This window comes from Dyella sp. (assembly GCF_035508675.1).
Taxonomy (GTDB): domain Bacteria; phylum Pseudomonadota; class Gammaproteobacteria; order Xanthomonadales; family Rhodanobacteraceae; genus Dyella_B.
This window is the reverse complement of sequence record NZ_DATJMN010000125.1, coordinates 1-22,726: the sequence shown is the minus strand read 5'-3', so window position 1 is coordinate 22,726 and position 22,726 is coordinate 1. Positions and strand designations below refer to the sequence as shown.

At 62.7% G+C, this 22,726-nt stretch carries 20 protein-coding genes; 7 read left to right on the top strand and 13 right to left on the bottom strand.

The window, feature by feature from the left end; all coding sequences use genetic code 11:
• Positions 1 to 305: 305 nt before the first annotated feature.
• Positions 306 to 1,517, bottom strand: a complete 1,212-nt coding sequence (tyrS, locus tag VMA74_RS07225; RefSeq protein ID WP_325365960.1) for a tyrosine--tRNA ligase — start codon at positions 1,515 to 1,517, stop codon at positions 306 to 308.
• Between the two features lie 216 nt (positions 1,518 to 1,733).
• Between tyrS and VMA74_RS07220 the strand changes: the two genes are divergently transcribed.
• Positions 1,734 to 3,185 carry an OapA family protein gene (locus VMA74_RS07220; RefSeq protein WP_325365959.1) on the top strand — a complete coding sequence of 484 codons (1,452 nt, stop codon included), beginning with the start codon at positions 1,734 to 1,736 and terminating at the stop codon, positions 3,183 to 3,185.
• Between the two features lie 4 nt (positions 3,186 to 3,189).
• Positions 3,190 to 4,317 carry an anhydro-N-acetylmuramic acid kinase gene (locus VMA74_RS07215; RefSeq protein WP_325365962.1) on the top strand — a complete coding sequence of 376 codons (1,128 nt, stop codon included), beginning with the start codon at positions 3,190 to 3,192 and terminating at the stop codon, positions 4,315 to 4,317.
• On the opposite strand, the gene VMA74_RS07210 is transcribed toward VMA74_RS07215, so the two are convergent.
• The 3 genes from VMA74_RS07210 to VMA74_RS07200 form a co-directional block, all read right to left on the bottom strand.
• On the bottom strand, positions 4,318 to 4,617 hold the full coding sequence (locus VMA74_RS07210) for a hypothetical protein (protein ID WP_325365958.1): 300 nt from the start codon (positions 4,615 to 4,617) through the stop codon (positions 4,318 to 4,320).
• A gap of 126 nt (positions 4,618 to 4,743) precedes the next feature.
• Positions 4,744 to 6,036, bottom strand: coding sequence for an AmpG family muropeptide MFS transporter (locus tag VMA74_RS07205; protein WP_414649577.1), 1,293 nt, complete (start codon positions 6,034 to 6,036; stop codon positions 4,744 to 4,746).
• A complete protein-coding gene (locus VMA74_RS07200; RefSeq protein WP_325365957.1) occupies positions 6,026 to 6,796 on the bottom strand; it encodes an exodeoxyribonuclease III in 771 nt (256 codons plus the stop codon). The genes VMA74_RS07205 and VMA74_RS07200 overlap by 11 nt, the downstream gene beginning before the upstream one ends.
• A 95-nt stretch (positions 6,797 to 6,891) precedes the next feature.
• Between VMA74_RS07200 and pyrE the strand changes: the two genes are divergently transcribed.
• Together pyrE and VMA74_RS07190 are read left to right on the top strand one after the other, a co-directional pair.
• Entirely contained in the window at positions 6,892 to 7,539 is a 648-nt protein-coding gene (pyrE, locus tag VMA74_RS07195; RefSeq protein ID WP_325365956.1) for an orotate phosphoribosyltransferase, read from the top strand.
• A gap of 268 nt (positions 7,540 to 7,807) precedes the next feature.
• The gene (locus tag VMA74_RS07190) at positions 7,808 to 8,461 is read left to right on the top strand and encodes a DUF4124 domain-containing protein (RefSeq protein WP_325365955.1); all 654 of its coding nucleotides are present in this window, start codon (positions 7,808 to 7,810) and stop codon (positions 8,459 to 8,461) included.
• A gap of 102 nt (positions 8,462 to 8,563) precedes the next feature.
• Here VMA74_RS07190 and VMA74_RS07185 read toward each other — a convergent pair whose 3' ends face one another.
• The 4 genes from VMA74_RS07185 to coaBC form a co-directional block, all read right to left on the bottom strand.
• On the bottom strand, positions 8,564 to 9,739 hold the full coding sequence (locus VMA74_RS07185) for a M35 family metallo-endopeptidase (RefSeq protein ID WP_325365954.1): 1,176 nt from the start codon (positions 9,737 to 9,739) through the stop codon (positions 8,564 to 8,566).
• Positions 9,740 to 10,037: 298 nt separating this feature from the next.
• Complete coding sequence (locus tag VMA74_RS07180; RefSeq protein ID WP_325365953.1) at positions 10,038 to 12,374, bottom strand: phosphomannomutase/phosphoglucomutase; 2,337 nt, start codon at positions 12,372 to 12,374, stop codon at positions 10,038 to 10,040.
• 16 nt (positions 12,375 to 12,390) lie between these two features.
• Positions 12,391 to 12,846, bottom strand: coding sequence for a dUTP diphosphatase (gene dut, locus VMA74_RS07175; RefSeq protein ID WP_325365952.1), 456 nt, complete (start codon positions 12,844 to 12,846; stop codon positions 12,391 to 12,393).
• On the bottom strand, positions 12,843 to 14,048 hold the full coding sequence (coaBC, locus tag VMA74_RS07170; protein ID WP_325365951.1) for a bifunctional phosphopantothenoylcysteine decarboxylase/phosphopantothenate--cysteine ligase CoaBC: 1,206 nt from the start codon (positions 14,046 to 14,048) through the stop codon (positions 12,843 to 12,845). Before coaBC ends, dut begins: the two co-directional genes overlap by 4 nt.
• 99 nt (positions 14,049 to 14,147) lie before the next feature.
• On the opposite strand from coaBC, the gene radC reads away from it, so the two are divergent.
• The 3 genes from radC (at position 14,148) to VMA74_RS07155 (ending at position 17,737) form a co-directional block, all read left to right on the top strand.
• On the top strand, positions 14,148 to 14,819 hold the full coding sequence (radC, locus tag VMA74_RS07165; protein WP_325365950.1) for a RadC family protein: 672 nt from the start codon (positions 14,148 to 14,150) through the stop codon (positions 14,817 to 14,819).
• A 518-nt stretch (positions 14,820 to 15,337) separates the two neighbouring features.
• Positions 15,338 to 17,029 (top strand): arginine--tRNA ligase, encoded by a 1,692-nt coding sequence (gene argS, locus VMA74_RS07160; RefSeq protein ID WP_325365949.1) that lies wholly within the window; start codon positions 15,338 to 15,340, stop codon positions 17,027 to 17,029.
• On the top strand, positions 17,030 to 17,737 hold the full coding sequence (locus tag VMA74_RS07155) for an SPOR domain-containing protein (RefSeq protein ID WP_325365948.1): 708 nt from the start codon (positions 17,030 to 17,032) through the stop codon (positions 17,735 to 17,737).
• 359 nt (positions 17,738 to 18,096) lie between these two features.
• On the opposite strand, the gene VMA74_RS07150 is transcribed toward VMA74_RS07155, so the two are convergent.
• The 5 genes from VMA74_RS07150 to VMA74_RS07130 form a co-directional block, all read right to left on the bottom strand.
• A complete protein-coding gene (locus VMA74_RS07150) occupies positions 18,097 to 18,960 on the bottom strand; it encodes an NAD(P)-dependent oxidoreductase (protein WP_325365947.1) in 864 nt (287 codons plus the stop codon).
• Between the two features lie 79 nt (positions 18,961 to 19,039).
• The gene (locus tag VMA74_RS07145) at positions 19,040 to 20,392 is read right to left on the bottom strand and encodes an NCS2 family permease (protein ID WP_325365946.1); all 1,353 of its coding nucleotides are present in this window, start codon (positions 20,390 to 20,392) and stop codon (positions 19,040 to 19,042) included.
• Between the two features lie 31 nt (positions 20,393 to 20,423).
• Complete coding sequence (locus VMA74_RS07140) at positions 20,424 to 21,611, bottom strand: patatin-like phospholipase family protein (protein ID WP_325365945.1); 1,188 nt, start codon at positions 21,609 to 21,611, stop codon at positions 20,424 to 20,426.
• Positions 21,577 to 22,371 (bottom strand): acetoacetate decarboxylase, encoded by a 795-nt coding sequence (locus VMA74_RS07135; protein ID WP_325365944.1) that lies wholly within the window; start codon positions 22,369 to 22,371, stop codon positions 21,577 to 21,579. The genes VMA74_RS07140 and VMA74_RS07135 overlap by 35 nt, the downstream gene beginning before the upstream one ends.
• Positions 22,372 to 22,465: 94 nt before the next feature.
• Positions 22,466 to 22,726: SDR family oxidoreductase (locus tag VMA74_RS07130; RefSeq protein WP_325365943.1), on the bottom strand; the 261-nt coding region annotated here is incomplete at its 5' end.

The window sequence follows — 22,726 nt, the reverse complement described above, 5'->3', positions numbered from 1 at the left end:
ACCGCAAGACGCCCACACAAGTCACCTGCGCACACTGTCAAAGATCAATCACTTGCAACCTTCTCTTGAAGATTGCCCCGAAGCATTTCGTCCCGGGTGAGCCGCCCATTCTACATCCCTTCATGCTTCCGTCAACACCCTTAGCGATTGCATTTTTTGCTTCGGAGAGTTGCCGTTCGCGAGAGCTGCGGCGGCGGGGTGGCGAATATTAGGGAGGGCCCGCCGATCTGGCAAGCGATTTCTGAAAATTTTTTTCTTGCGCACGACGCGACGCCTGTTCGCGTCGCGCGCCATCGCATGCAAACTCAGGCTTGAGTGAGCAGTACGCGCGCAAAATTGCGCTTGCCGACTTGCAGCACCGCCTCAAAGCCTGGGGCAAACAAGCGCTGCGCATCCTCGACGACTTCCGCGTCGATGCGCACGGCGCGTTCCTTGAGCTTGCGATTCGCCTCGGAATTGCTGGAAGTAAGGCCGGCTGCGGTGAGCAGCGCCGCCAAACGCAGTCCTTCGCCGGGCACGGCGATTTCGGTGAGCGGCAACAAGCTGGTGTCACCCTCGCCGCGCACCACTGCGTGCCATCCGGCAATCGCCTGCTCGGCCGCTTCGGCACTATGGAAACGCGCTGCCAACTCACGCGCCAGGCGCAGCTTGGCGTCGCGCGGATTGAGCTGGCCGCTGGCCACCTCGTGCTTCATCCGCGCCAGCTCCTCCAGCGACACGTCGAAGCTCAGCAATTCGAACCAGCGCCACATCAGCTCGTCGCCGATTTTCATGGTCTTGGTGACGATGTCGATGGCTGGCTCGTTGATGCCGATGTAGTTGCCCAGCGACTTGGACATCTTGTTGACGCCATCCAGGCCCTCGAGCAGGGGCATGGTGAGCACGATCTGCGGCGGTTGTCCGTGATGTTCCTGCAGGGTGCGCCCCACGAGCAGATTGAAGCGCTGATCCGTGCCGCCGAGCTCGACATCGGCCTGCAGCGCCACGGAGTCATAGCCCTGCACCAGCGGATAAAGGAATTCGTGGATGGCGATGGGCTGCTGCGTGGCGTAGCGCTTGGCGAAGTCATCGCGCTCAAGCATGCGGGCGACGGTGTGCTGAGCAGCCAGCTTGATCATATCGGCCGCCGTCATCTGGCCGAACCATTCGGAGTTGAAGCGCAGTTCGGTTTTCTCCCGATCCAGCACCTTGTAGACCTGTTCGGCGTAGGTCTCGGCGTTGGCGAGCACATCTTCTCGCGTGAGCGGCTTGCGCGTGACGTTCTTGCCGGTGGGGTCGCCGATCATGCCGGTGAAATCGCCGATCAGGAAAATCACCGTGTGCCCCAGATCCTGGAACTGGCGCATCTTGTTGAGCAGCACGGTGTGGCCCAGATGCAGGTCCGGCGCCGTGGGATCGAAGCCGGCCTTGATGCGCAGCGGCCGCCCGAGCTTGAGGCGTGCGGCCAGCTCTTCCTGCTTGATGATTTCGTCGGCGCCGCGCGCGATGGTGGCCAGCGCCTGCTCAAGCTCGTTCATGGAGTCCTCTTTGAAGTAGGTGTCTAGACAGCCAAAAGGTGATGGCCGCCGTCAATTGCGTTAATTGTGCGTTAACCGGAAAAATCACGCAAACCCTTGATGCAAAAGGCATTGACGCACTTTGCACAAGCTCGCTATGGTACGCGCTGATTGATACTTTGTAACCGCAGGGGGCGCGGTAGTGAAGATGCATAAGAAGAACAAGGTTAACTAGCGATGGCCCAGACCAAGCAAGACCCGCGCATCGCACGCAAGCTGGCCATCCGCCGCAAGGCCCAACGCCGACACTCTCACTTCTACCAACGCTGCGCCCACTGGTCGTTCAATCGCCAGCCGGGCGGCGAGCAGCCGCCTATCCATTGGCATCGCGAACGCTGGATGCTTGCGGCCACGGCGCTACTGATCACCGCGCTGTCCGGCTTTCTGATTCCCGCTTGGGCCACGGCGATGAAGCCCGCGACCGTACGACCGGTCGAGTACACGCTGATGCCGCTCGCGTTGCCCAAGGTGGCGGCATCCACGCAGAAAGCCCCTGCCGTGGAAGACTGGCGCACGGTGCAGGTACGCCCCGGTGAAACGCTGGCAGACATTTTCCAGAGCCAAGGATTGAGCCTCTCTGACTTGCAGCGCGTGGTAGATAGCGCAGGCGACGCGAAGACGGCGCTGCACACCATCCGCCCTGGACAGGAATTCAGCTTCCTGATCGGCAACCACGGCAATCTCGAAGGCATCCGTTTCGACAAGGATGAATCCACCCAGGCGATCATTCGTCTCGACGGTGCAACGCCGAGCATGCAGACCGTTGCGCGCGCGGTGGAAACGCGCGAGCAGATCGCGCATGGCGTGATCGACGATTCGCTGTTTGCCGCTGCCAACAAGGCAGGACTGAGCAACGCGATGGTGATCAAGCTCGCGGATCTCTTCAAATACGACATCGACTTCGTGCAAGACCTGCGCGTGGGCGACAGCTTCACGGTGATCTACGACACCGTCTACCGCGATGGTGCTTATTTGCGCGAAGGCGATATCGTCGCAGCGGAATTCATCAACCAGGGCCAGCGCTATACGGCGTACCGCTTCAAGCGTGCCGACGGCAGCATCGGCTGGTTCAGCGAGGATGGTCGTCCGCTGCAGAAATCGTTCCTGCGCATTCCGGTCGATTTCACCCGCATCTCCTCGCCGTTCAGCGCAGCGCGCATGCATCCGATCCTTGGCTTGATGCGCGCGCATAAGGGCGTGGATTACGCCGCACCCACCGGCACGCCGATTCATGCTGCCGGTGATGGCGTCATCAAGTTCCGTGGCTGGATGAACGGCTATGGCAACTTCGTGATCATCCAGCACAACGCGCATATCAGCACAGCTTATGGCCACATGTCGCGGTTTGCCAACGAGCGCGTCGGCCAGCACGTGCGCCAAGGCGACGTGATCGGCTACGTGGGCATGACCGGCCTGGCTACCGGTCCGCATCTGCACTACGAATTCCGCGTCGACGGCGTGCAGCGCAATCCGCAGACCGTGACACTGCCCAAGCCCGAACCGCTCCCTGGTGCGCAACTCGCCCTGTTCAAGAACACGGTGGTGAAACCCCAGCTGGCGCGCCTGACCGAGATCGACAATAGCTACAAGCTTGCGCGAGCCCAGTCCAGCAAGCGCAGCGATGACTGAGCACGTGGACGATGCGGCGGGGCTGTACATCGGACTGATTTCCGGCACCAGTGCGGACGGCATCGATGCCGCACTGGTCCGCTTCGAACACGACAAGCCTCAATGGGTGCACGCGCTGACGCATGCGTGGCCGGAGGCATTGCGCACGCAGATCCTGCGTGTGGCCCAGGATGAAACCACGCTCGATCTCGATGCATTCGGCCGCCTGGACGTCGCCATCGGCCACACCTTCGCCGATGCGGTGGACACACTGCTCGCGCAAAGCGGTGTGCCTGCGGCATCCATCCGCGCCGTGGGATCACACGGACAAACGATCCGGCACCGTCCTGCCGGCGAGCACCCCTTCACCCTGCAGATCGGCAACGCCAGTGTGATCGCCGAGCGCGGCGGTATCGATGTCGTGGCGGATTTCCGCAGCGCGGATGTGGCGGCCGGCGGCCAAGGCGCCCCGTTGCTTCCCGCAGTGCATGCGATGCTGTTCAACCCTGCCGGGCACACGCGCGTGGTGTTGAACTTGGGCGGCATCGCCAATATCACCGTGCTGAACGCGGGTGGAGAGGTCTTCGGTTTTGATACGGGGCCAGCCAACGGGCTGATGGATGCCTGGTACCTGCGCCACCGCGGCGAGGCATTCGATCGCGACGGTGCGTTTGCCGCCAGCGGCCAGGTCGACGAAGCGCTGCTTGCCACCTTGTTGAACGATCCGTATTTCGCACTACCGCCGCCCAAGAGCACCGGGCGAGAGCATTTCCACCTGAGCTGGCTGGATGCGCGCCTGCACTCAGTATCCACCGCTCCTGCGGACGTGCAAGCCACTTTGCTTGAGCTGACGGCGCGCAGCGTGGCTATGGCCGTTGATGCCCATGCAACCGATGCCAAGGATGTCCTGCTCTGCGGTGGCGGCGTGCATAACGGCGCCCTGGTGCAACGTCTGCGCGAGTTGCTGCAGCCGCGCAAGCTGGCCAGCACCGCCGCTTACGGCGTTGATCCGGATTATCTGGAAGCCACGGCTTTCGCATGGCTTGCGCGGCAGCGCCTGCTGGGCCTGTCGGGCAACCTGCCGGCCGTCACCGGCGCACGCGGCCCGCGCGTGCTGGGCGCCGTCCACTTGGCGCCGCGCGGAGCGCGCTGATCACTCCAGCAACTCGTTAGCCTGGCACGTCGCTGCGAGTTGTTCAGGACGCGCCATGGCGAGTGCCTGCATGGCCTCCTGAAACGCGGCACGTTCGGTCGCGTTCCAGTGCCCCGCGCCAAAGGAAAGATCATTCGGCTCGAGCGCAGTCTCGGCCAGCAGATTGCCTTCCGACACCCCCAGGCCCTGACGCAGGGCCTGCAGCACTACGTCGTTGATCGACCACTGGCGCGTCTTGGCCAGCAGCTTGATGCGATCTGCCATCAGTCGGTCGATGTGACGAATCATCAAATCCGGCATAGGAAGTTGCTCCGTTTGCCATGCAGCCCTGTGTGCTGATCGTCGCCAACTGTGTCGCTGCTGACAATTGCCAGCACTGCGAATCGTGGAACAGTTCGCAGTGACGGTGTGAACGCCTTCAGCTCTCTATTCGGCGCGCGACGCGACCGGATCAAAATGGCGCCACAGTGCCGCAAAAAGCAGCATCGACGGCAGCACGGAAAATACGGTGATGACGAAGTAGCCGCCATAGCCGGCCACACCCACGATGCCGCCCGCGAAGAAGCCAAGCACCTTGCCCGGCAAGTTCACCAATGAACTCAGCAGCGCATATTGCGTGGCCGTATGCTGGCGATTCACCAGCAAGGAAAGGAAAGCCACGGTGGGCGGCCCCAGCATGCCTTCGAAAAAATTTTGCCCGGAGATCGCCAGGGTCAGCATCGTCAGATGGCCCTTATGGGCAATCAGCAACAAGTAAAGCAAGTTGCTGATGGCGCCCAGCACGATGCACCCGCCAAGGCTGCGCCATGCCCCCCAGCGCGCCACCGCCACACCTCCGGCAAACGCGCCGGCAATAGCGATCCAGATGCCGTAGATCTTGGTGACTGCGCCAATTTCGGTGTTGCTGAAGCCCATGTCGCGATAGAACGGCCCCATCACGCCGCCAATGATCGCCTGCTCGGGGATCTTGAACAGCAAGATGAACAACAGGGTCAACAGCGCGAGCACCCAGTGGTAACGCCGGAAGAAGTCGGCAAACGGATCGATCACGCTTTCGCGCATGGCGTCGCGCCATGATGAAGGCGACAGCCGACGCACATCGGGCTCGCGCATTTTCAGCGTGGTGATGACCGGTATCGCCATCGACACGGCCATCAACACATAAATTTGCGCCCAGGCGATATGGTCGGAGAGGATCAGCGCCAGTGCGCCGGCAACCAACAGTCCAAGCCGGTAGCCCAACGAGTAGGTGGCAACCAGGGCACCTTGTGCCGACGGTGGCGCGATCTCGATGCGATAGGCATCAATCGCAATATCCTGCGTGGCGCCCATGAACGCCACGAACAGCGTCGCCAGCACAAACAACATCAGCTGATGCGGGGTCAGCACAGCCATGACCAGCAATCCCGCCACTACGCCGAGCTGCGCCATGAGCAGCCATCCGCGGCGCTGCCCCAGGCGAGTGAATAGCGGCAAGCGCCAGTGATCCAGCAAGGGCGCCCACAGGAACTTGAGCGCATAGGTCATGCCGGCACTGGCGATCATCGTGATGTCCTTCAGCAGGATGCCGTTCTGCTTCAACCAGAACGACAACGTGTAGGACACCAGCAGAAACGGCAGCCCAGAGGAAAACCCCAGCAGGCACATCGTCCTTGCGGATGGCTGCGAAAAGGCTTGCCAGATGGAAGGCTTGTGCGCGACGCCGCCTTCAGTCGGCATAGTCGACGGTATACGGCGCGTGATCGGAGAACCGTTCGTCGCGATAAATCGAGCAATGCTTGAGGCGCTGCTGCAGCGAAGGCGTGACGATCTGATAGTCGATGCGCCACCCCACGTCGTTCTCGCGCGCACGCCCGCGGTTGGACCACCAGGTGTATTCCACCGCCTCGGGCTTGATCGCGCGGAAGCTGTCCACCCAACCGCGCTTGCCGACCAGATCGTTCAGCCAGGCCCGCTCTTCGGGCAGGCAGCCGGAATTCTTCTGGTTGGAACGCCAGTTCTTGATGTCCAGCTCCGAGCGCACGATGTTCCAGTCGCCGCAGAGCACGTAATCACGCCCGCTCTTGACCCACTTGTCGAAGATCGGCGTGAGCCAGTCCATCACCTTGAACTTGAACTGCTGGCGTTCCTCGCCGGACGAACCGGACGGCACGTAGAGCGACACCACGCTGAGCTTGCCGAACCGCGCTTCGATATAGCGCCCTTCGTTGTCGAATTCATCCCAGCCCAGTTCGGTCAGCACCTGGTCCGGCTCGCGCTTGGCGTAGATCGCCACGCCGCTGTAGCCCTTCTTGCTGCTGGCGTCGCGATAGAAACAATGATGCCCATCCGGGCGGAACATCGGGTCGGCAAGCTGATCTTCCTGCGCCTTGGTTTCCTGCAGGCAAACGACGTCGGCGCGCTGCTTGCGCAGCCAATCGAAGACACCCTTGGTCGCGGCGGAGCGGATGCCGTTGGCATTCAGGCTGATGATGCGCATGCGTGTTCCTCGTGGGGACGGGCCATGATAGCAATCGAGCACAGAGCGAGGGACGCGCTACCATGACACACCTTGGCCCCCTGCCTGACCCGCCCATGCACGACTATCAACGCGACTTCATCGAACTCACCCTGCAACGCGACGTATTGCGCTTCGGCGAATTCACACTCAAGTCCGGGCGTATCAGTCCTTACTTTTTCAACATGGGGCGCATCGATTCCGGTGCAGCGCTGGCCCGCCTCGGCCGCGCATACGCCGCCGCGATGGTGAACTCGGGGCTGGAAGTCGACATGCTGTTCGGCCCCGCCTATAAAGGCATCCCCCTTGCCGCCGCCACCGCCATCGCGCTGGCCGACCAGCATGCGCGCGACCTCCCCTGGGCGTACAACCGCAAGGAGGCCAAGGACCACGGCGAGGGCGGCGTACTGGTGGGCGCGCCACTCAAGGGCCGCGTGTTGATCGTGGACGACGTGATGACCGCCGGCACCGCCGTGCGCGAGTCGCTCAGCCTGATCCATGCGCAGGGCGCCACCCCGGCTGGCGTACTGATTGCGCTGGACCGCCAGGAGCGCGGCCAGGGCGAGCTATCCGCCGCCCAGGAAGTGCAGCGCGACTACGGCATTCCGGTCGTCGCCATCACCAGCTTCAGCGACGTGCTGGCCTATGCCGGCGAGCACCCCGGCCTGGCGGCAGAGCACCAGCGCATGCTGGCCTACCGCGAAAAATACGGCGTGCGCGCCTAGGAGCCGGTCGGACTTGAATGGTCGAGGCGTAGTGCGGCTGCGCGAGGACAGATGTTCGGCGATGCGCCGGCCCATAGTGGTTCTATGGGTCAAGCAGCGGCGGACATATGAACCGCGCAGACGCATTTGCAGCCCGGCCAATTCAAGTCCGACAGGCTCCTAGGATGTCCCTAGCGCGCAGTGACCCCAGTCACGTTGGCGCACTTTTGACATCCAGGCTGTCAAAGGCGGTGACTATACTGGGACCATGAAAAGGGGAACCGGCACCATGCGTCGACTCGCGCTGAGCACATCCATCATCCTGTTGCTTGGCCTGGCCGGGCCAGCAGCCGCGCAGCAGACCGGCTCCGGCGGCATCCATTACCGCTGGGTGGATGGCAGCGGCCTGCCGCATTACAGCGACAGCCTGACGGTGGACGCGCTGAAGTACGGCTACGACGTGCTCAACAGCAACGGCATGGTGATGCAGCACGTGCAGAAGCAGCTCTCGCCCGCCGAACAGGCCGCGGCGGAAAAGCAGGCCGCCGAGGCGGCCGCCAAGCAGCGCGCCATCAACGAGCAGAAATCCAACGATATCCTGCTCCTCAACACCTATCCCGACGAAGACGCGTTGAAGGCCGAGCAACAGCAGGTGCTGGATCATCTCGACGAACAGATGAGCACCACGCGGGTGAACCTGCATAGCCAGGACACCGCGCTGACCGACCTGCTCAACCGCGCTGCCGATGAAGAACGCCAGAAAAAACCGGTACCGAAGTTCCTCACCGACCAGATCGCCACCCAGCGCAACGTGGTAGCCAGCGAGCGCGCCTTGCTGGAGCGCGAAAAGGCCGAGCGCGATACAACCGTGCAACAGCAGGCGCAGGAGCTGCAGCATTTCCGCGAGCTGAAGGCAGCCGAGAAGGCTGATCGCGGGTACTGAGGAAGATCGTCCATAACACGATCACGTCGCTGATCCGCGTATCTAATCACCAACTTGCCCTTGTGAATATCAGGGGCAAGCGGGGACTCGTCACATTACCCGTTATTGAGTATTTTCCACGACATCTTGTACAAAGAAGCCGATGGTATCGGCATTGCGTAGCGCCTTTTTCCGATCGGATGTTGCTAAGGCGTGTGCCGCTTGGCGGCCATACGCATAATCATATGCCGAGTCCGCATCCTCATCGTGGAAATGAGACAATTCGTGCACAAGCGTTTGTACTTGCTGCCCCTTATCTATTTCAAAATAGAAATCGCAAATAAGGACAAGGTAAGGGTCGTTTGTTCGCGCCATGGCGCCCGAAAGAGGGTCACTTTCGACAGGACATCCACAAGAATAGTGAAAATCGGGGTTTGCGGCTCGCTTGGATATAGCGTTCAACTGTTTAAACGGGTAGAAATCATCCTTGTCCCAAACACTGCTATAACTCGGACGCAAGTCGTAGGTTTGCTGGTCATTGTCCAGCGCTCCAAACCAATACTGATACTTGAAATCCGGCTTCATTCGCGGCCTGTATCGCGTGTCGATTCGTCCATCATTGTCCTCTATCTGGATCTTTTCGACATCATATAAATTCTTGGCATAGCCTTCTGCTTTTGATACCCAACTCGCTATGCTCATACGAGCCGTGAACAAAGCGGCCATTTGCTCGGGCTTGCAGCTGAGTTCGGGTATGTCCGGCAACGCCGTGGGCGCAAATGCCAATTTCTTGGCGGCAGCCGCCAAGCTTGCGCTGACCCATATATCCAGAACATTGCTAGTAACAGTGTCCGAATGGCCGTGAACCTCACCATATTCATCAAACTGCACATTATCCTCGAAAGGCTGCTCGTAGCTCACCTTGAAATTACCACCTTCACTCAGATCATAATCCCTCGACAGCTTAATGGTTCCACTTAAGCTTTGGCCGGGCTCGATGCGGGTATAAAAGCTCATGCCGACAGGCAGTATATCGACAAAAATGCCAATGAATTCGGCCTGTTTTCCCTCATCGTTTTTAACATCCATAAAATGCCCATGGATGTGCCCATCTACTTTATTGAGTGGCGTTCTGAACTTTGGAAGAAAGAGTGGCTCACTACTTTTATTTGTGATCGTAACGACCACAGCCCCTGCGTCTGCGTCTCTTGCCGAATCAGGCTTACTCAGCACGACACTAAGCCTCTCGGAGGCATCTAAGGCGTGCGATGGCTGCGCCCACATCACCAATGCCACCATGAAGAGGAAACTACTACCCCACCTCTTAAACCGGATATGCATAGCCTTCAGCCCTGCTTTTTACTGGGAATAAAAAGTTAAACTATGCCGGTCAAGAGTGAGAGCCAAGAATTCCTCTAAGGGATGTCAGCCCACTTCAGTCAAAACACGTAGTCATTCTTCCTATCGCTGACCGTCAAGCTACCGGGAGTCCATGCACGACGAGCCATGATGGATTCCCGCTTTCGCGGGAATGACGGCTGGAAGGCGGCTTTTCGTTAACAAAAGGCCGAGGTTCAAGGCTGATCAGGTATCGCTATTAGAACGGCAATTTCAGCGTGGCATCCACCGCCAGCAGCTGCGTACGGAACGTCTCCTGGATCCGCTTGAGCGCCTGCTCATTGTCTGCGTCGAAACGCAGCACCAGGATCGGCGTGGTATTGGAAGGACGCACCAGGCCCCAGCCATCCGGCCAGTCGGCGCGCACGCCGTCGATGGTAACCAGGGTGGCGTCACCGAAATTCGCCTGTTCGCGGAATTTCTCGATAAAGCGGTAATGCGCGCCCTCGGCCATGTCCACCTTGAGCTCCGGCGTGGAGACACCCTTCGGGCAAGTGGCGAAGATATCCTCCGGCGTGCGTCCTTCCAGGTCGCCGGCCAGGATTTCCAGCAGGCGTGCAGCGGCGTAGATGCCGTCGTCGAAGCCGTACCAGCGTTCCTGGAAGAAGAAATGCCCACTCATCTCCCCGGCCAGCTCCGCGCCGGTTTCACGCATCTTGGCCTTGATCAGCGAATGGCCGGTGCGCCACATCAACGGACTGCCGCCGGCATCGAGGATCTGGCCCCTGAGGTGGCCGGTGCACTTCACGTCGTAGATGATCGTGGCGCCGGGGTGGCGGGAGAGCACGTCGCGTGCAAACAGCATCAGCGTACGGTCGGGGAAGATGATCTCGCCGCTGCGCGTGACCACGCCCAGGCGATCGCCGTCACCGTCGAAAGCCAGGCCCAGATCCGCGCCGGTCTGCTTTACCGAGAGAATCAGGTCTTCCAGATTATGGGGATCGGAGGGATCGGGATGATGGTTGGGGAAATTGCCATCGACCTCGCAGTACAGCGGAATCACTTCGCAACCAATGCCTTCCAGCACCTGCGGCGCCACCGCGCCCGGAATGCCATTGCCGCAGTCGACCACGATCTTCAGCGGGCGCTCGGTCTGTACGTCTGAGATGATCCGCTCGATGTAATCGGGTACGACGTCAACCAGGCGCAGGTTGCCGCCGCCATCGGATTCGAGCGCGCCGGTGGCGATACGCTGGTAGAGATCCTGGATCGCACCTTCGGACAGCGTTTGGCCACCCACCACGATCTTGAAGCCGTTGTAGTCCGGCGGATTGTGGCTGCCGGTAACAGCAACACCGCAACCGGTGTTGTAGCGATAGGTGGCGTAATACACCACCGGCGTGGGCACTGCGCCGACGTCGATCACGTCGACACCGGCCAAGCGCAAGCCATCGGCCAAGGCACCGGCCATCTCCGGACCGGAAAGGCGGCCATCGCGACCCACCACGATTTCGCGCAGGCCTTGCTCGCGCATCACCGTACCGATCGACTGGCCAAGCAGCTTGGCCACCGCCGGCGTCAGGCTTTTGCCGACCACGCCACGCACGTCGTATGCGCGGAAGATCGTCGGGTCCACGTTCACGGCGTCCGGAACGGGTGCCGGTGCAAGCCGGCTGGCGGCGGCTGGCGCGGGCCTGATCGGTTCGGGCCGGGCCGGCTGGGCTTCGATGACGTCGGACAAAGTGGGTTCCTCAACACGCGCACGGGGCGGCTTGCCGACGCGCACAAACAACCAGAATAACGCAGCAGCACCGGCCAGGCTCAACAGCGTAAGAAAGGCGGCGAACGGCCAGTTCGGCGGCAGCACGATATACGCACCGGGCAACACTGCCACCACATTGAACGTGCTGCCGTCGACCGGCTTGTCGGTCGGTTCGATGTCGGCCGAACCCGTGTTGCCATGCGCCATCAGTTCGAGGTTGTCGCCACGGTCCGTGCTCTGGTGCAACTGCAGCTGGCCATCACCGACCGGTATCGCGTCAAAACGATCGGCCACCGGGGTGAACGGCAGCTCGATCCAGGCCCAAGCCAGCGGTTTTTGCGATGGCCCCAGCGGTTCCACCACGGTCAGCCGGCGATCGCCCAGGCCCTTGAGCATCGCCTCCATCGGTGGCGTGCCCTCGGCATCCGGCGCAGACATCAGCTGCGCGGCTTTCGCATAGCCGAATTCGCGATAGTTGGCGTGCAGCACTTCATCCAGGCCGGCGCTGTACAGCTCGATGTTCAGGGCTTGGGGCAAGCGTTGCTTCAAGGCCGCTATGACTTGCGGCGCGCTACCCGGCAAACCGCTGAGGTCGACCCCCGCAACCGCCTGGTTCACCATCTCGCGCTGCTTGGCGATTTCCTCCTTCAAGGCCTGCACCGCCTGGTCCTGGGCGGCGTGCACGCGCGCCACGGCGCCGCTCTGATTGGCGATCAGCCAGGTCTGCCAAGCGCAGAACGCGGCCAGCGCCAGCAGCAGCGTGCCGGCCGCCAGCATCACTAATCGTCCCCACTGCACACCCGGCAAACGCGCTCGTGCGCCGTTCATCGCCATGCCCCGCCCTCGTGACTCAATGTTTTCCGGTTGAACCGAATCCGCCCTCGCCCCGTTCCGAAGGCGCGAATTCCTCAACGATTTTCAGCCGTGCCTGCCCGACCGGCACCAGCAGCAATTGCGCGATGCGCTCACCTACCGCCATGGTGTAAGGCTGCGTGCCGCGATTCCAGCAGGAGATCATCAACGGCCCCTGGTAATCGGCATCGATCACGCCGACCAGGTTGCCCATCACCAGGCCATGCTTATGGCCAAGCCCGGAGCGCGGCACGATCAGCGCGCACCAACCCGGGTCGCCGATATGGATGGCCATGCCGCTGTGCACCAGGGCGCTTTCACCCGGCGCCAGGGTAAGCGGCTCTTGCAACGCGGCGCGCAGGTCCATGCCCGCGCTGCCGATCGTGGCCGCCTGCGGCAGCGGAATGCTGTCGCCCAGGCGCGGGTCGAGAATCTTCAGCTCGATATCGATCATCCGCGCGCCGCCTTGTAGCGGTCGGCGATGCATTCGATGAGCTGGCGGGCGATCGCCGCCTTGTCAGCGCGCGGCAGTTCCCGCGCCCCGTCGGCCCAGTACAGCGTGATGGCGTTGTCGGCCGTTTCGAAGCCAAGACCTTCGCCGACCTGGTTGGCGGCGATCATGTCCAGGCCCTTGCGTTGGAGTTTGTCGCGCGCATAGGTCTCCACGTTCTGCGTTTCGGCGGCAAAGCCCACCAGGAACGGATGCGGTTGCTTGGCCGAGAGGCTGGCGAGGATGTCAGGGTTCTCTGCCAGCTGCAGCGTGAGGGCCGCGCCGTCATGCTTCTTCAGCTTATGCTCGGCCACACAGTTCGGGCGATAGTCGCCCACCGCGGCCGAGCCGATGTAGATGTCCGCATCGTGCGCTGCTTCCGTCACGGCGGCGTGCATCTGCGCCGCGCTGCGCACGTCGATGCGCCTGGCAACTCCGAACGGGGTCGCCATGCTTACCGGCCCGGCCACCAGCGTGACCTGCGCACCCGCGCGCGCGGCAGCCTCGGCCACGGCGAAACCCATGCGGCCCGAACTGCGGTTGCCGATGAAGCGCACCGGGTCGATGTCTTCGTAAGTGGGCCCGGCGCTGACCACCACGCGCTTGCCGCGCAACACCTGCTCGGCAAAGGCCGCGACCATCGCCGCCCGCAATTCGCGCGGCTCCAGCATGCGGCCCGATCCAATTTCGCCGCAGGCCTGGTCGCCGGAGGCCGGTCCCAACATGTGCACGCCACGCGCACGCAAGGTCGCGACATTGGCCTGCACCGCGGCATGCGCCCACATCTGCTGGTTCATCGCCGGCGCCACATACACCGGTGCCGCCGTGGCCAGGCACAGGGTGGTCAGCAGATCGTCGGCGTGGCCGTGGGCCAGGCGGGCGATCAGGTCTGCGCTGGCCGGCGCAATCAATACGCGCTCGGCCCAGCGCGCCAATTCGATATGCCCCATCGCCGCTTCGGCGGATTCGTCCCACAGGCTCACGCGCACCGGTTCGCCGGACAGCGCCTGGAAGGTCGTGGGCGTCACGAAACGCGTCGCGTTCTCTGTCATCACCACGCGCACGTGCGCGCCGAGGTCGCGCAAACGGCGAACCAGCTCGCAGGATTTGTAGGCCGCAATGCCGCCCGACACTCCCAAGACGATGCGGCGCTCAGCAAGACTCATGGTGTAAGAGGGACCCGACGCTCAAATAGACGGCTAGCTTACCGGATTCACATACGCCAACTGCTGTCCGCAGAGTGCCCCGAACGGGATGCTGGTCACATGAGCATCCGACACTGGCCCGAGGCCGAACGGCCGCGCGAGAAATTATTGACACATGGCAGTGCTTCGCTGTCCGATGCGGAGCTGCTCGCCGTGCTGCTTGGCAGCGGCGTGCGTGGCAAGGACGCCATCGCACTAGGACGCGAACTGCTGATGCAGGCCGGTGGCCTGAATGCCCTGCTCAGCCGCCAGGACGGCGAATTGCGCGTCAGCGGGCTCGGCCCCGCCAAGCGCGCACGCCTGGCTGCCGCCCTCGAACTGGCGCGCCGCAGCCTGGCCGAGCAACTGACCGAGCGGCCCTCGTTGGGCAATCCACGCGAAAGCGGCGATTACCTGAGCGCACGCTTGCGGCACCTTCCCTACGAAGTATTCGCCTGCCTGTACCTCGACAATCGCCACCGCGTGCTTGCCTATGAAGAACTGTTCCGCGGCACGGTGGATGGCGCCAGCGTGCATCCCCGCGAAGTGGTCCGGGCATGCCTGAAGCACAACGCCGCGGCGGTGATTTTCGCCCACAACCATCCCAGCGGCGTGGCCGAGCCCAGCGCCGCCGACCAGGCCATGACGCGGGAGCTGGGGCAGGCACTACGGCTGATCGGCGTGCGCGTACTGGATCACCTGGTGATCGGCCACGCCGAACCGGTTTCCATGGCCGCCCGCGGCCTGCTCTGAGCGACGCGCAAAAAAACGGCGCGACCGGGAGGGTGCGCGCCGGGGAGCCGCATTGAGGGGAGGGTATGAGGGAATGCGGCGATCCCGTATCGAACCGGCGGGGGAGACGCCGGTGATACCCGCGTATTGTCGCGACGCGTCATGACCAGCGTATGACATCGTCGGTCGTTGATCCGCAGTCCCCTTGCCGCATCGCCGGGGCCGACACAGCCGCTGGCAAGACTTATGCACACAGCGCTCCAAAGCCCACTTAGCGCCATATCACTGAAAAGCACATCAAGTTCACATTTTAATTAATTGTTTTATAAAGATAATTTGCGTGACAGCACGGTTTCACGCGAGCTTTCACACCATCTTGAACACAGCGCCTTCACTTTCCCCACAGACTTATCCACAACTTGATCCACTGCGATGCAGCAGCGCTACAGGGGCCTGGCTGACATCCCTGGGCGAGAGGAGAGAGCACGGCGCGGCCGTCTGTTACGATGCGCGGTTCCATTCCCGAACGATCCCCTCCTGTGAAAGAAGCGCTGCGCGAACTGGTCCATTCGGCGATCCGGACCCTGCAAGGCGAAGGCGTGCTGCCCGCCGACCTTGTCCTGCCCACCTTCGTGATCGAGCGAGCCCGCAGCCGCGAACACGGCGACTTCGCCACCAATGCGGCCATGCTGCTGGCCAAGCCGGCGCGGGCCAAGCCGCGCGAGCTGGCCGAGAAACTGCTCGCCGCCCTGCCTGCCAATGCCTTGGTGAGCAAAGTGGAGATAGCTGGCCCCGGCTTCATCAACTTCTTTCTGGCGGCCACCGCTTACCACGCCGAGGCCGGGCGCATGCTTGCCGAAGGCCCTGCCTACGGCCGCAACAGCCATGGCGCCGGGCACACGGTAGGCGTGGAGTTCGTCTCGGCCAATCCGACCGGACCGCTGCACGTAGGCCATGGCCGCGCCGCCGCCATCGGCGACTGCCTGAGCCGCCTGCTCGAAGCCACCGGCTGGAGCGTCAAGCGCGAGTTCTACTACAACGACGCCGGCGTGCAGATCCAGAACCTGTCGATTTCCGTGCAGGCGCGCGCGCGCGGTATCGCGCCGGGCGACCCCGGCTGGCCGGAAGACGGTTACCGCGGCGACTACATCGCCGACGTGGCGCGTGCCTACCTGGGTGGCGAAACCGTCATCGCCGATGGCCATGCGGTGACCGGTGCCAAGGATCCGGACGATCTCGAAGCGATCCGCCACTTCGCCGTCGCCGCGCTGCGCCGCGAACAGGACCTGGACCTGCAGGCCTTCGGCGTCAGCTTCGACGTGTATTTCCTGGAGTCCTCGCTCTATACCGACGGCAAGGTGGAGGAAACCGTGCGCGAGCTGGTCGCCCACGGCCACACCTACGAAGAAGGCGGCGCGCTATGGCTGCGCACCACCGATTTCGGTGACGACAAGGACCGCGTGATGCGCAAGTCCGACGGCACCTACACCTATTTCCTGCCGGACGTCGCCTATCACCGCAGCAAATGGCTGCGCGGCTACGAACGCGCGATCACCGAACTGGGTTCGGATCACCACGGCAGCCTCGCCCGTGTGCGCGCCGGCCTGCAGGCCTTGGACTGCGGCATTCCCAAAGGCTGGCCGGAATACGTGCTGCACCAGATGGTGACGGTGATGCGCGGCGGCGAGGAAGTGAAGATCTCCAAGCGCGCCGGCAGCTACGTCACCCTGCGCGATCTGATCGACGAAACCGGGCGTGATGCCACGCGCTATTTCTTGATTGCGCGCAAGGCCGACTCGCAACTGGTGTTCGACATCGACCTCGCCCGCTCGCAAAGCAACGACAACCCGGTCTACTACATCCAGTACGCCCACGCCCGCGTCTGCCGCGTGTTGGAAGAGCTGGCCGAACGCGGCCTGCCGCCGGTCGACACGCAGGCCGGCATCGCCGGCATGGCCCGGCTGGACACGGAGCACGAACAGATCCTGTTGACCGAGCTGTCACGCTATCCCGAAGTGGTGGAAGCCGCGGCCAACAATCTGGAACCGCACCTGATCGCCCAATATCTGCGCGAACTCGCTGGCGCCCTACACAGCTACTATCACGAGCATAAGTGGATCGTGGACGACGCCGAGCTGCGCAACGCGCGCATCACCCTCGCCGTCGCCACCCGCCAGGTGATACGCAACGGTTTGGATTTGCTGGGTCTCAGCGCCCCGGAGAAGATGTAAATGGCAACACGCAAGGGCAAAGGCCGCCAGGCCGTTCGCAACAACAGCGGCGGGTTCCCGGCCTGGGCCGGCATTCTGGTGGGCATCCTGATCGGCGGCCTGGTGGTGGTGGTGCTGATGCGCCACTCGCTGGTGCCGATGACGCCCAAAGGCCCGCAACCCAACCCGGAAGCCACCGCGCAACCCGGTAGCGATGAAGGCCTGACGCCGGCCGGCAGCAACACGGCGCCCAAGAAGCCGCAATACGACTTCTATTCCGTGCTGTCGGAGAAGGAAGTGCGCATTCCGGATTCGGAAATCAGCGCGCAGGCCAAGGCCGAACAACAAGCACGACAGAAGCAGCAACAGCAGGAGGCCCAAGCCCCTGCAGCAGCAGCAGCGCCCAAGCTGCCGCCCAACGCACCGTCGGCGGTCACGCAGAACATCACTGCCGCGCCGGCTTCGGCCATCGCGCCGCCGCCGTCGAGCGGCCCCAGCGGCTATTTGTTGCAAGTCGGTGCGTTCCCGAGCGCCGCCGACGCGGAAACCTTGAAGGCGAAGCTCGCGCTGCAGGGCTTTGTCGCCAATGTGCAGTCGGTGAACGTCGGCGGGCAGACTTATCATCGCGTACGCCTGGGACCGTTCCACTCGGCGACGGATCTGGAATCGGCGAAGCAGCGCTTGTCGGCGGCGGGGATTTCGGCGATTGCGTTGAAGGCCGGCGGCTGAGGCGCATTCACATGCGTAGCGAACGAGGGCGCCGACAGGCGCCCTCGTCATTTACGCTCAAAACGAGCGCCTACGTTCCGTTCACATCATCCTGGCCCGCGACAAACGGTTCCCTCCCCTGCTTGCAGGGGAGGGCTAGGGTGGGGTGCGAGCGCAGCGAGCGGCGGAAACTTCCACGTCATCGCCATGTGGTTCTCGCGATCAGTACCTGGCGACATTCGACTGCACGCTAAAGCCCAAGCAACCCCACCCCAACCCTCCCCTACTGTCGCAGGGGAGGGAGCGCATCCTGGGGAGGATCGCGTTGTACCGACTTGCCATGCTGTTAGATCAGTCGTGGGCAACTTATAGAAGCGCCCTTATGCATGCGGGCGCTTCAGGCGGATCAACCCAGAAATATCGTCGTCGCCATGCCCCTGCTGCATCAGCTCGGCATAGTCGGCCAGCGACTGCTCGATCACCACGCGAGAGGTACCGGCCTTCTCGGCGATCCCGCGCACGATGCTCAGGTCCTTGTGCAGCAATGCAAGCTTGAAGCCCACGCTGAACTGGTTCTTCAACATCGTCGCGCCGCGCTTCTCCAGGAACCAGTTGCCCGCGGCACCGGCACCCAGGGTGGGAATCAGGCGTTCCGGATCGAGGCCCAAGGCCTCGCCCAGCGCCAGCCCTTCGCACACCGCCTGCGCAATGCCCGCCACCAGCACCTGATTCACCGCCTTGGTGGCCTGCCCCGCGCCGACGTCGCCCAGATGCGTGATGCGCAAGGCATACGCTTCCAATACCGGCTTGGCGCGTTCGAGTACCGCAGCGTCGCCGCCCACCATGATCGACAGCTTGCCGTTCTTGGCGCCTTCCACGCCGCCGGACACCGGCGCATCCAGGAAATGCGCATGCACCGCGGCGAGACGCGCCGCCGCTTGCTTGGCGGTATCGGGCGCAACGGTGGAATGATCGATCACGATCGTGCCGGGCTTTACGTGCGCCGCAAGCGCATCCACCGTGCTCAGCACGTCGGCGTCGGCGGTGACGCACAATGCGATCACCTCACACTGCGCGGCCAGCTCCTCCAGCGCAGGCGCGCCGACGCCCCATGCGCGCGCCAGCGTTTCGGCCTTGGCATGCGTGCGGTTGGCTACCGCGTGCAACAGGCCGCGCTGCTGCAGATGTCCGGCCATCGATTCGCCCATGGCGCCCAGACCGATGAATGCTGCTTTCAGAGTCATACGTAATCCTTGCTGGAGGTCGATCGGTTGCAGGCCGTCAAGTATGAAGAACGCGGCAGGGCACCACCAAGTGCGCGCATCAAAGATGCGCCAGCAACAGCATGGCCAATGCTGCGATGACCCACATGGCCGGCTTCACGTCACGCGCCTTGCCGGTGGCGAGCTTGATCAGCACATAGGAAAGGAAGCCATACGCCACGCCGCCGGTAATCGAATACGTCAGCGGAATCAGCAGGATCGCGACGAAGGCCGGCACCGCTTCGTCGAACTGCCGCCATTCGATGCGCGTGATCGCTTCGATCATGAACACGCCGACCAGGATCAATGCCGGCGCCGTCGCAATGGCGGGCACCAGCGAAAGCAGCGGCGACAGAAACAGAAACGGCAGAAAGCACAGCCCCGCCACCACGGCCACCAGCCCGGTACGCCCGCCCTGCGAAATGCCCGCCGCCGATTCGATGAATGCATTGGCCGGGCTGGTGCCCAGCGGCGCCGACACCAGGGCGGAAAACGCATCCACCCGCATCGACTGGCGGATGTTGCGCGGATCGCCATTCTCATCCAGCAGGTTGCCCGCATCCGAGACCGCCATGAAGGTGGACAAGGCATCGAAGAACGAGGTGAACAGCATGACGAAGATGAAAGGCCAGTACGCCAGCTTCAGCGATCCGAGCAAATCGAGCTGGCCGATCGCGGAAAAATCCGGCAACGCAAAAAAGCCCTGCCAGTTCACCAAGGTCGCCGCGCCGCCATAAGCACTGCCGTCGCCCCACCAGCGTCCGATCGGCAGCGCCAGCACCGTGGTCAGCACGATGCCGAGCATCAGCGCGCCCTTGATGCGCCGTGCCACCAAAAAGATCGTCACCGCCAGCCCGACGAGAAAGGTCAGCAATACCGGGTTGAGCTTGGCCGAATGCACCAGTGTTACCGGATCGCCCACGATGAACTTGGCGTTGACCAGGCCGATCAGGCTGATAAACAAGCCGATGCCGCACGCCACGGCATGGCGCAGGTTTTCCGGAATGGCATCCACCACCAGCTTGCGCACATTGAACAGCGCCAGCAGCGCGAAGATCACGCCCGACCAGAACACACAACCCAGTGCCGTCTGCCAGGACATGCCACCGCCATGCACCATCACGAAGGCGAACAGCGCATTCATGCCCATGCCTGGCGCGACCAGCACCGGATTGCGTGCGTACAAACCCATCGCACAGCTGCCGAAGAAGCTCACCAGCACGGTGGCCGTCAGCCCTGCCGAGAACGGCACCCCGCCATGTGCCAGCACCGCGGGATTGACCACGATGATGTACATCGAGGTGAGAAACGTGGTGATGCCGGCCAGCACCTCGACCCGGGTGCTGGAGCCGGCAGCGCGGATGCCGAAGAACCGCTCCATGGCGGAAGCTTGCCCGCCTTCGCTATACGCCATGTTGAACGGGTCCGCCTAAGGAAACCCGTATTCAGCCACGATGTACGTCATGTGTCACGAAAGGATTTTCCGCCGACGGCGGTTCCAGCCAGTGCGGATGGCTCAGCGTATGGCGCATGTCGGCCAGACCGCTTTGCCAGTGCTCGTGCATGGTCGTGGCGCTGAACTCGTAATCCTTGTAGTGCCCTTCGTACGGCTTGTCGCGATAGATCAGGTGGATCAGGTTGGTCAGCGCGCCGTTGGCATACCGCTCGGCACGGCGATAGGCCGGCGTGTCGCGCTTGTCCTCGGGGATCAGTTCCATCAACTCGTGCAGGAAGCGCTGCTGTTCCCGCGTCTGGTGCATGTATTCGGTGACCAGGCGCGTACGGCTGGAATACTGGATGTCTTTCGCACGTTCGGCCACGCCACCCATGTCGCGCGGCAACGCCCCGACCGCGCTCCACAGATCGACCTGGAAGATCAGCGCATCGCGATGCGGCCGCTCGGTCAGCACCTTGTACAGCGGCGTGTTGGAGACCATGCCGCCATCCCAGTAGTACTCACCATCGATTTCCACCGCGGGAAATCCCGGCGGCAGTGCCCCCGACGCCATGAAATGCTCGGGTCGCAGCGTGTCGTGGCGGTTGTCGAAATAGGCAAAATTACCGGTGCGTACATTCACCGCGCCCACCGATACACGCACGCAGCTGGGATGGTTGATGCGATCGAAATCGGCCAGGCGCTCCAGTGTTTGGCGCAACGGCGCAGTGTCATACCAGCTCGTGGTCGCAGGCGTGCCATGCCACTGCAGTACCGGCGGCGGCATGCGCGGCTGAAAAAAGCCATATTGCCCTTCCATGATCGCGCGCCACGCGGCAAACATGTTGACGCCTTCGCGCACGATCGGCGGCATGCTCATGCCTTCGATCCAGGGATGACCTGGCGAGTTCGGCCACAGGGCCGACTTGCAGATGCTTTCCCAGAACTCGGTCAACCGTTCGACGCGGTGCTCCGGCGCATTGCCCGCGATAATCGCGGCGTTCAAGGCACCGATGGAGATGCCGGCGATCCAGTTGGGATGCAAATCGGCTTCCGCCATCGCCTGGTACACGCCGGCCTGATATGCGCCCAGCGCGCCGCCGCCCTGCAGCACCAGCGCCGTGACCTTGTAGGCATCCTGCGCCGGATGCTGGCCGGCCGCCTCAGCCTTGGACGAGGTCTTCTTCTTCGCGTCCATAAGTCTTTCCTGTGTGGGCTTCTTCAGCGAGATAGTCGTAGACGACCGTGCCCAGGTCGAGCGTGAGGTCGGTGATGTAATGCACGGCCGACTCCACTTTCAACACCGGCAGATCCGCCACCGGCGCCAGCGCGTGCGGATGCAGCTCCAGCGAGGCGGGACCCGTCCAGGCGCCCTTCAGGGTGACGTTGCTCGTGTAATAGCGCACCAGCTCGCAGATGCGCGGCGTGCCGTCGACATGCGGAATGATCTTCAACAAGAAGTTCGGCGCGGCCAGGCCCGCGAGAATCGCATTCGCATCCGCCGCACGATGCTTGAAGCCCATGGTGGCCTTGGCCACGCGCACCTTGCCGTAATCGAGCGTGCCGACCAGCGTATCGATTTCCGTTTCCAAAATGGGTGTGGCCAGTTTCTTTGGAAAACCCCACAACTCGCGGCCACCGGCGATCGGCGGGTGATCGTTGAGATACATCGCATGCACGTAACCGCCGCGCTCACCGCGGAAACTCACCGGTATCACCTGGCCCGATTCGGTGTAATCGCCGAAGCCGGTGGAATCGGGCATGCGGATGAATTCGTACTTCACCACCGGCTCGGTGATTTCCAGCGGCTCCGGCACCACGGCGCGCAACGCGTCCATGTCGGTGCGGTAGGTAATGACCAGGAATTCGCGGTTGACGAAGCGGTAGGGGCCCTTGGGAAAAGCCGGGCTGGTCAGCGGCATGGCGAACGCATTGGCTTTGACGTCGGCGATTTTCATTCTCGCTTCCTTAATTTGGAGGAGGTTGCCTGTGACCTCTGATCCGCCCGGGCGTCATTCCCCGGGCAAGACAGGTCATGCGCGGTAAGCGGCTTTATTGCATGTACCAACCGTGGCTAACCACAAAGCTCTGCCCGGTCAGCGCAGCACTCGGGAAGGCCGCCAGGAACAGTGCGGTCTGCGCAATGTCTTCGACCGTGGTGAACACGCCGTCCACGGTGTCCTTCAACATCACGTTCTTGATCACTTCGGCCTCGGTGATGCCCAGTTCCTTGGCCTGCTCGGGGATCTGCTTTTCCACCAGCGGCGTGCGCACGAAACCGGGGCAGATCACATGCGAGCGCACGTTATGCGC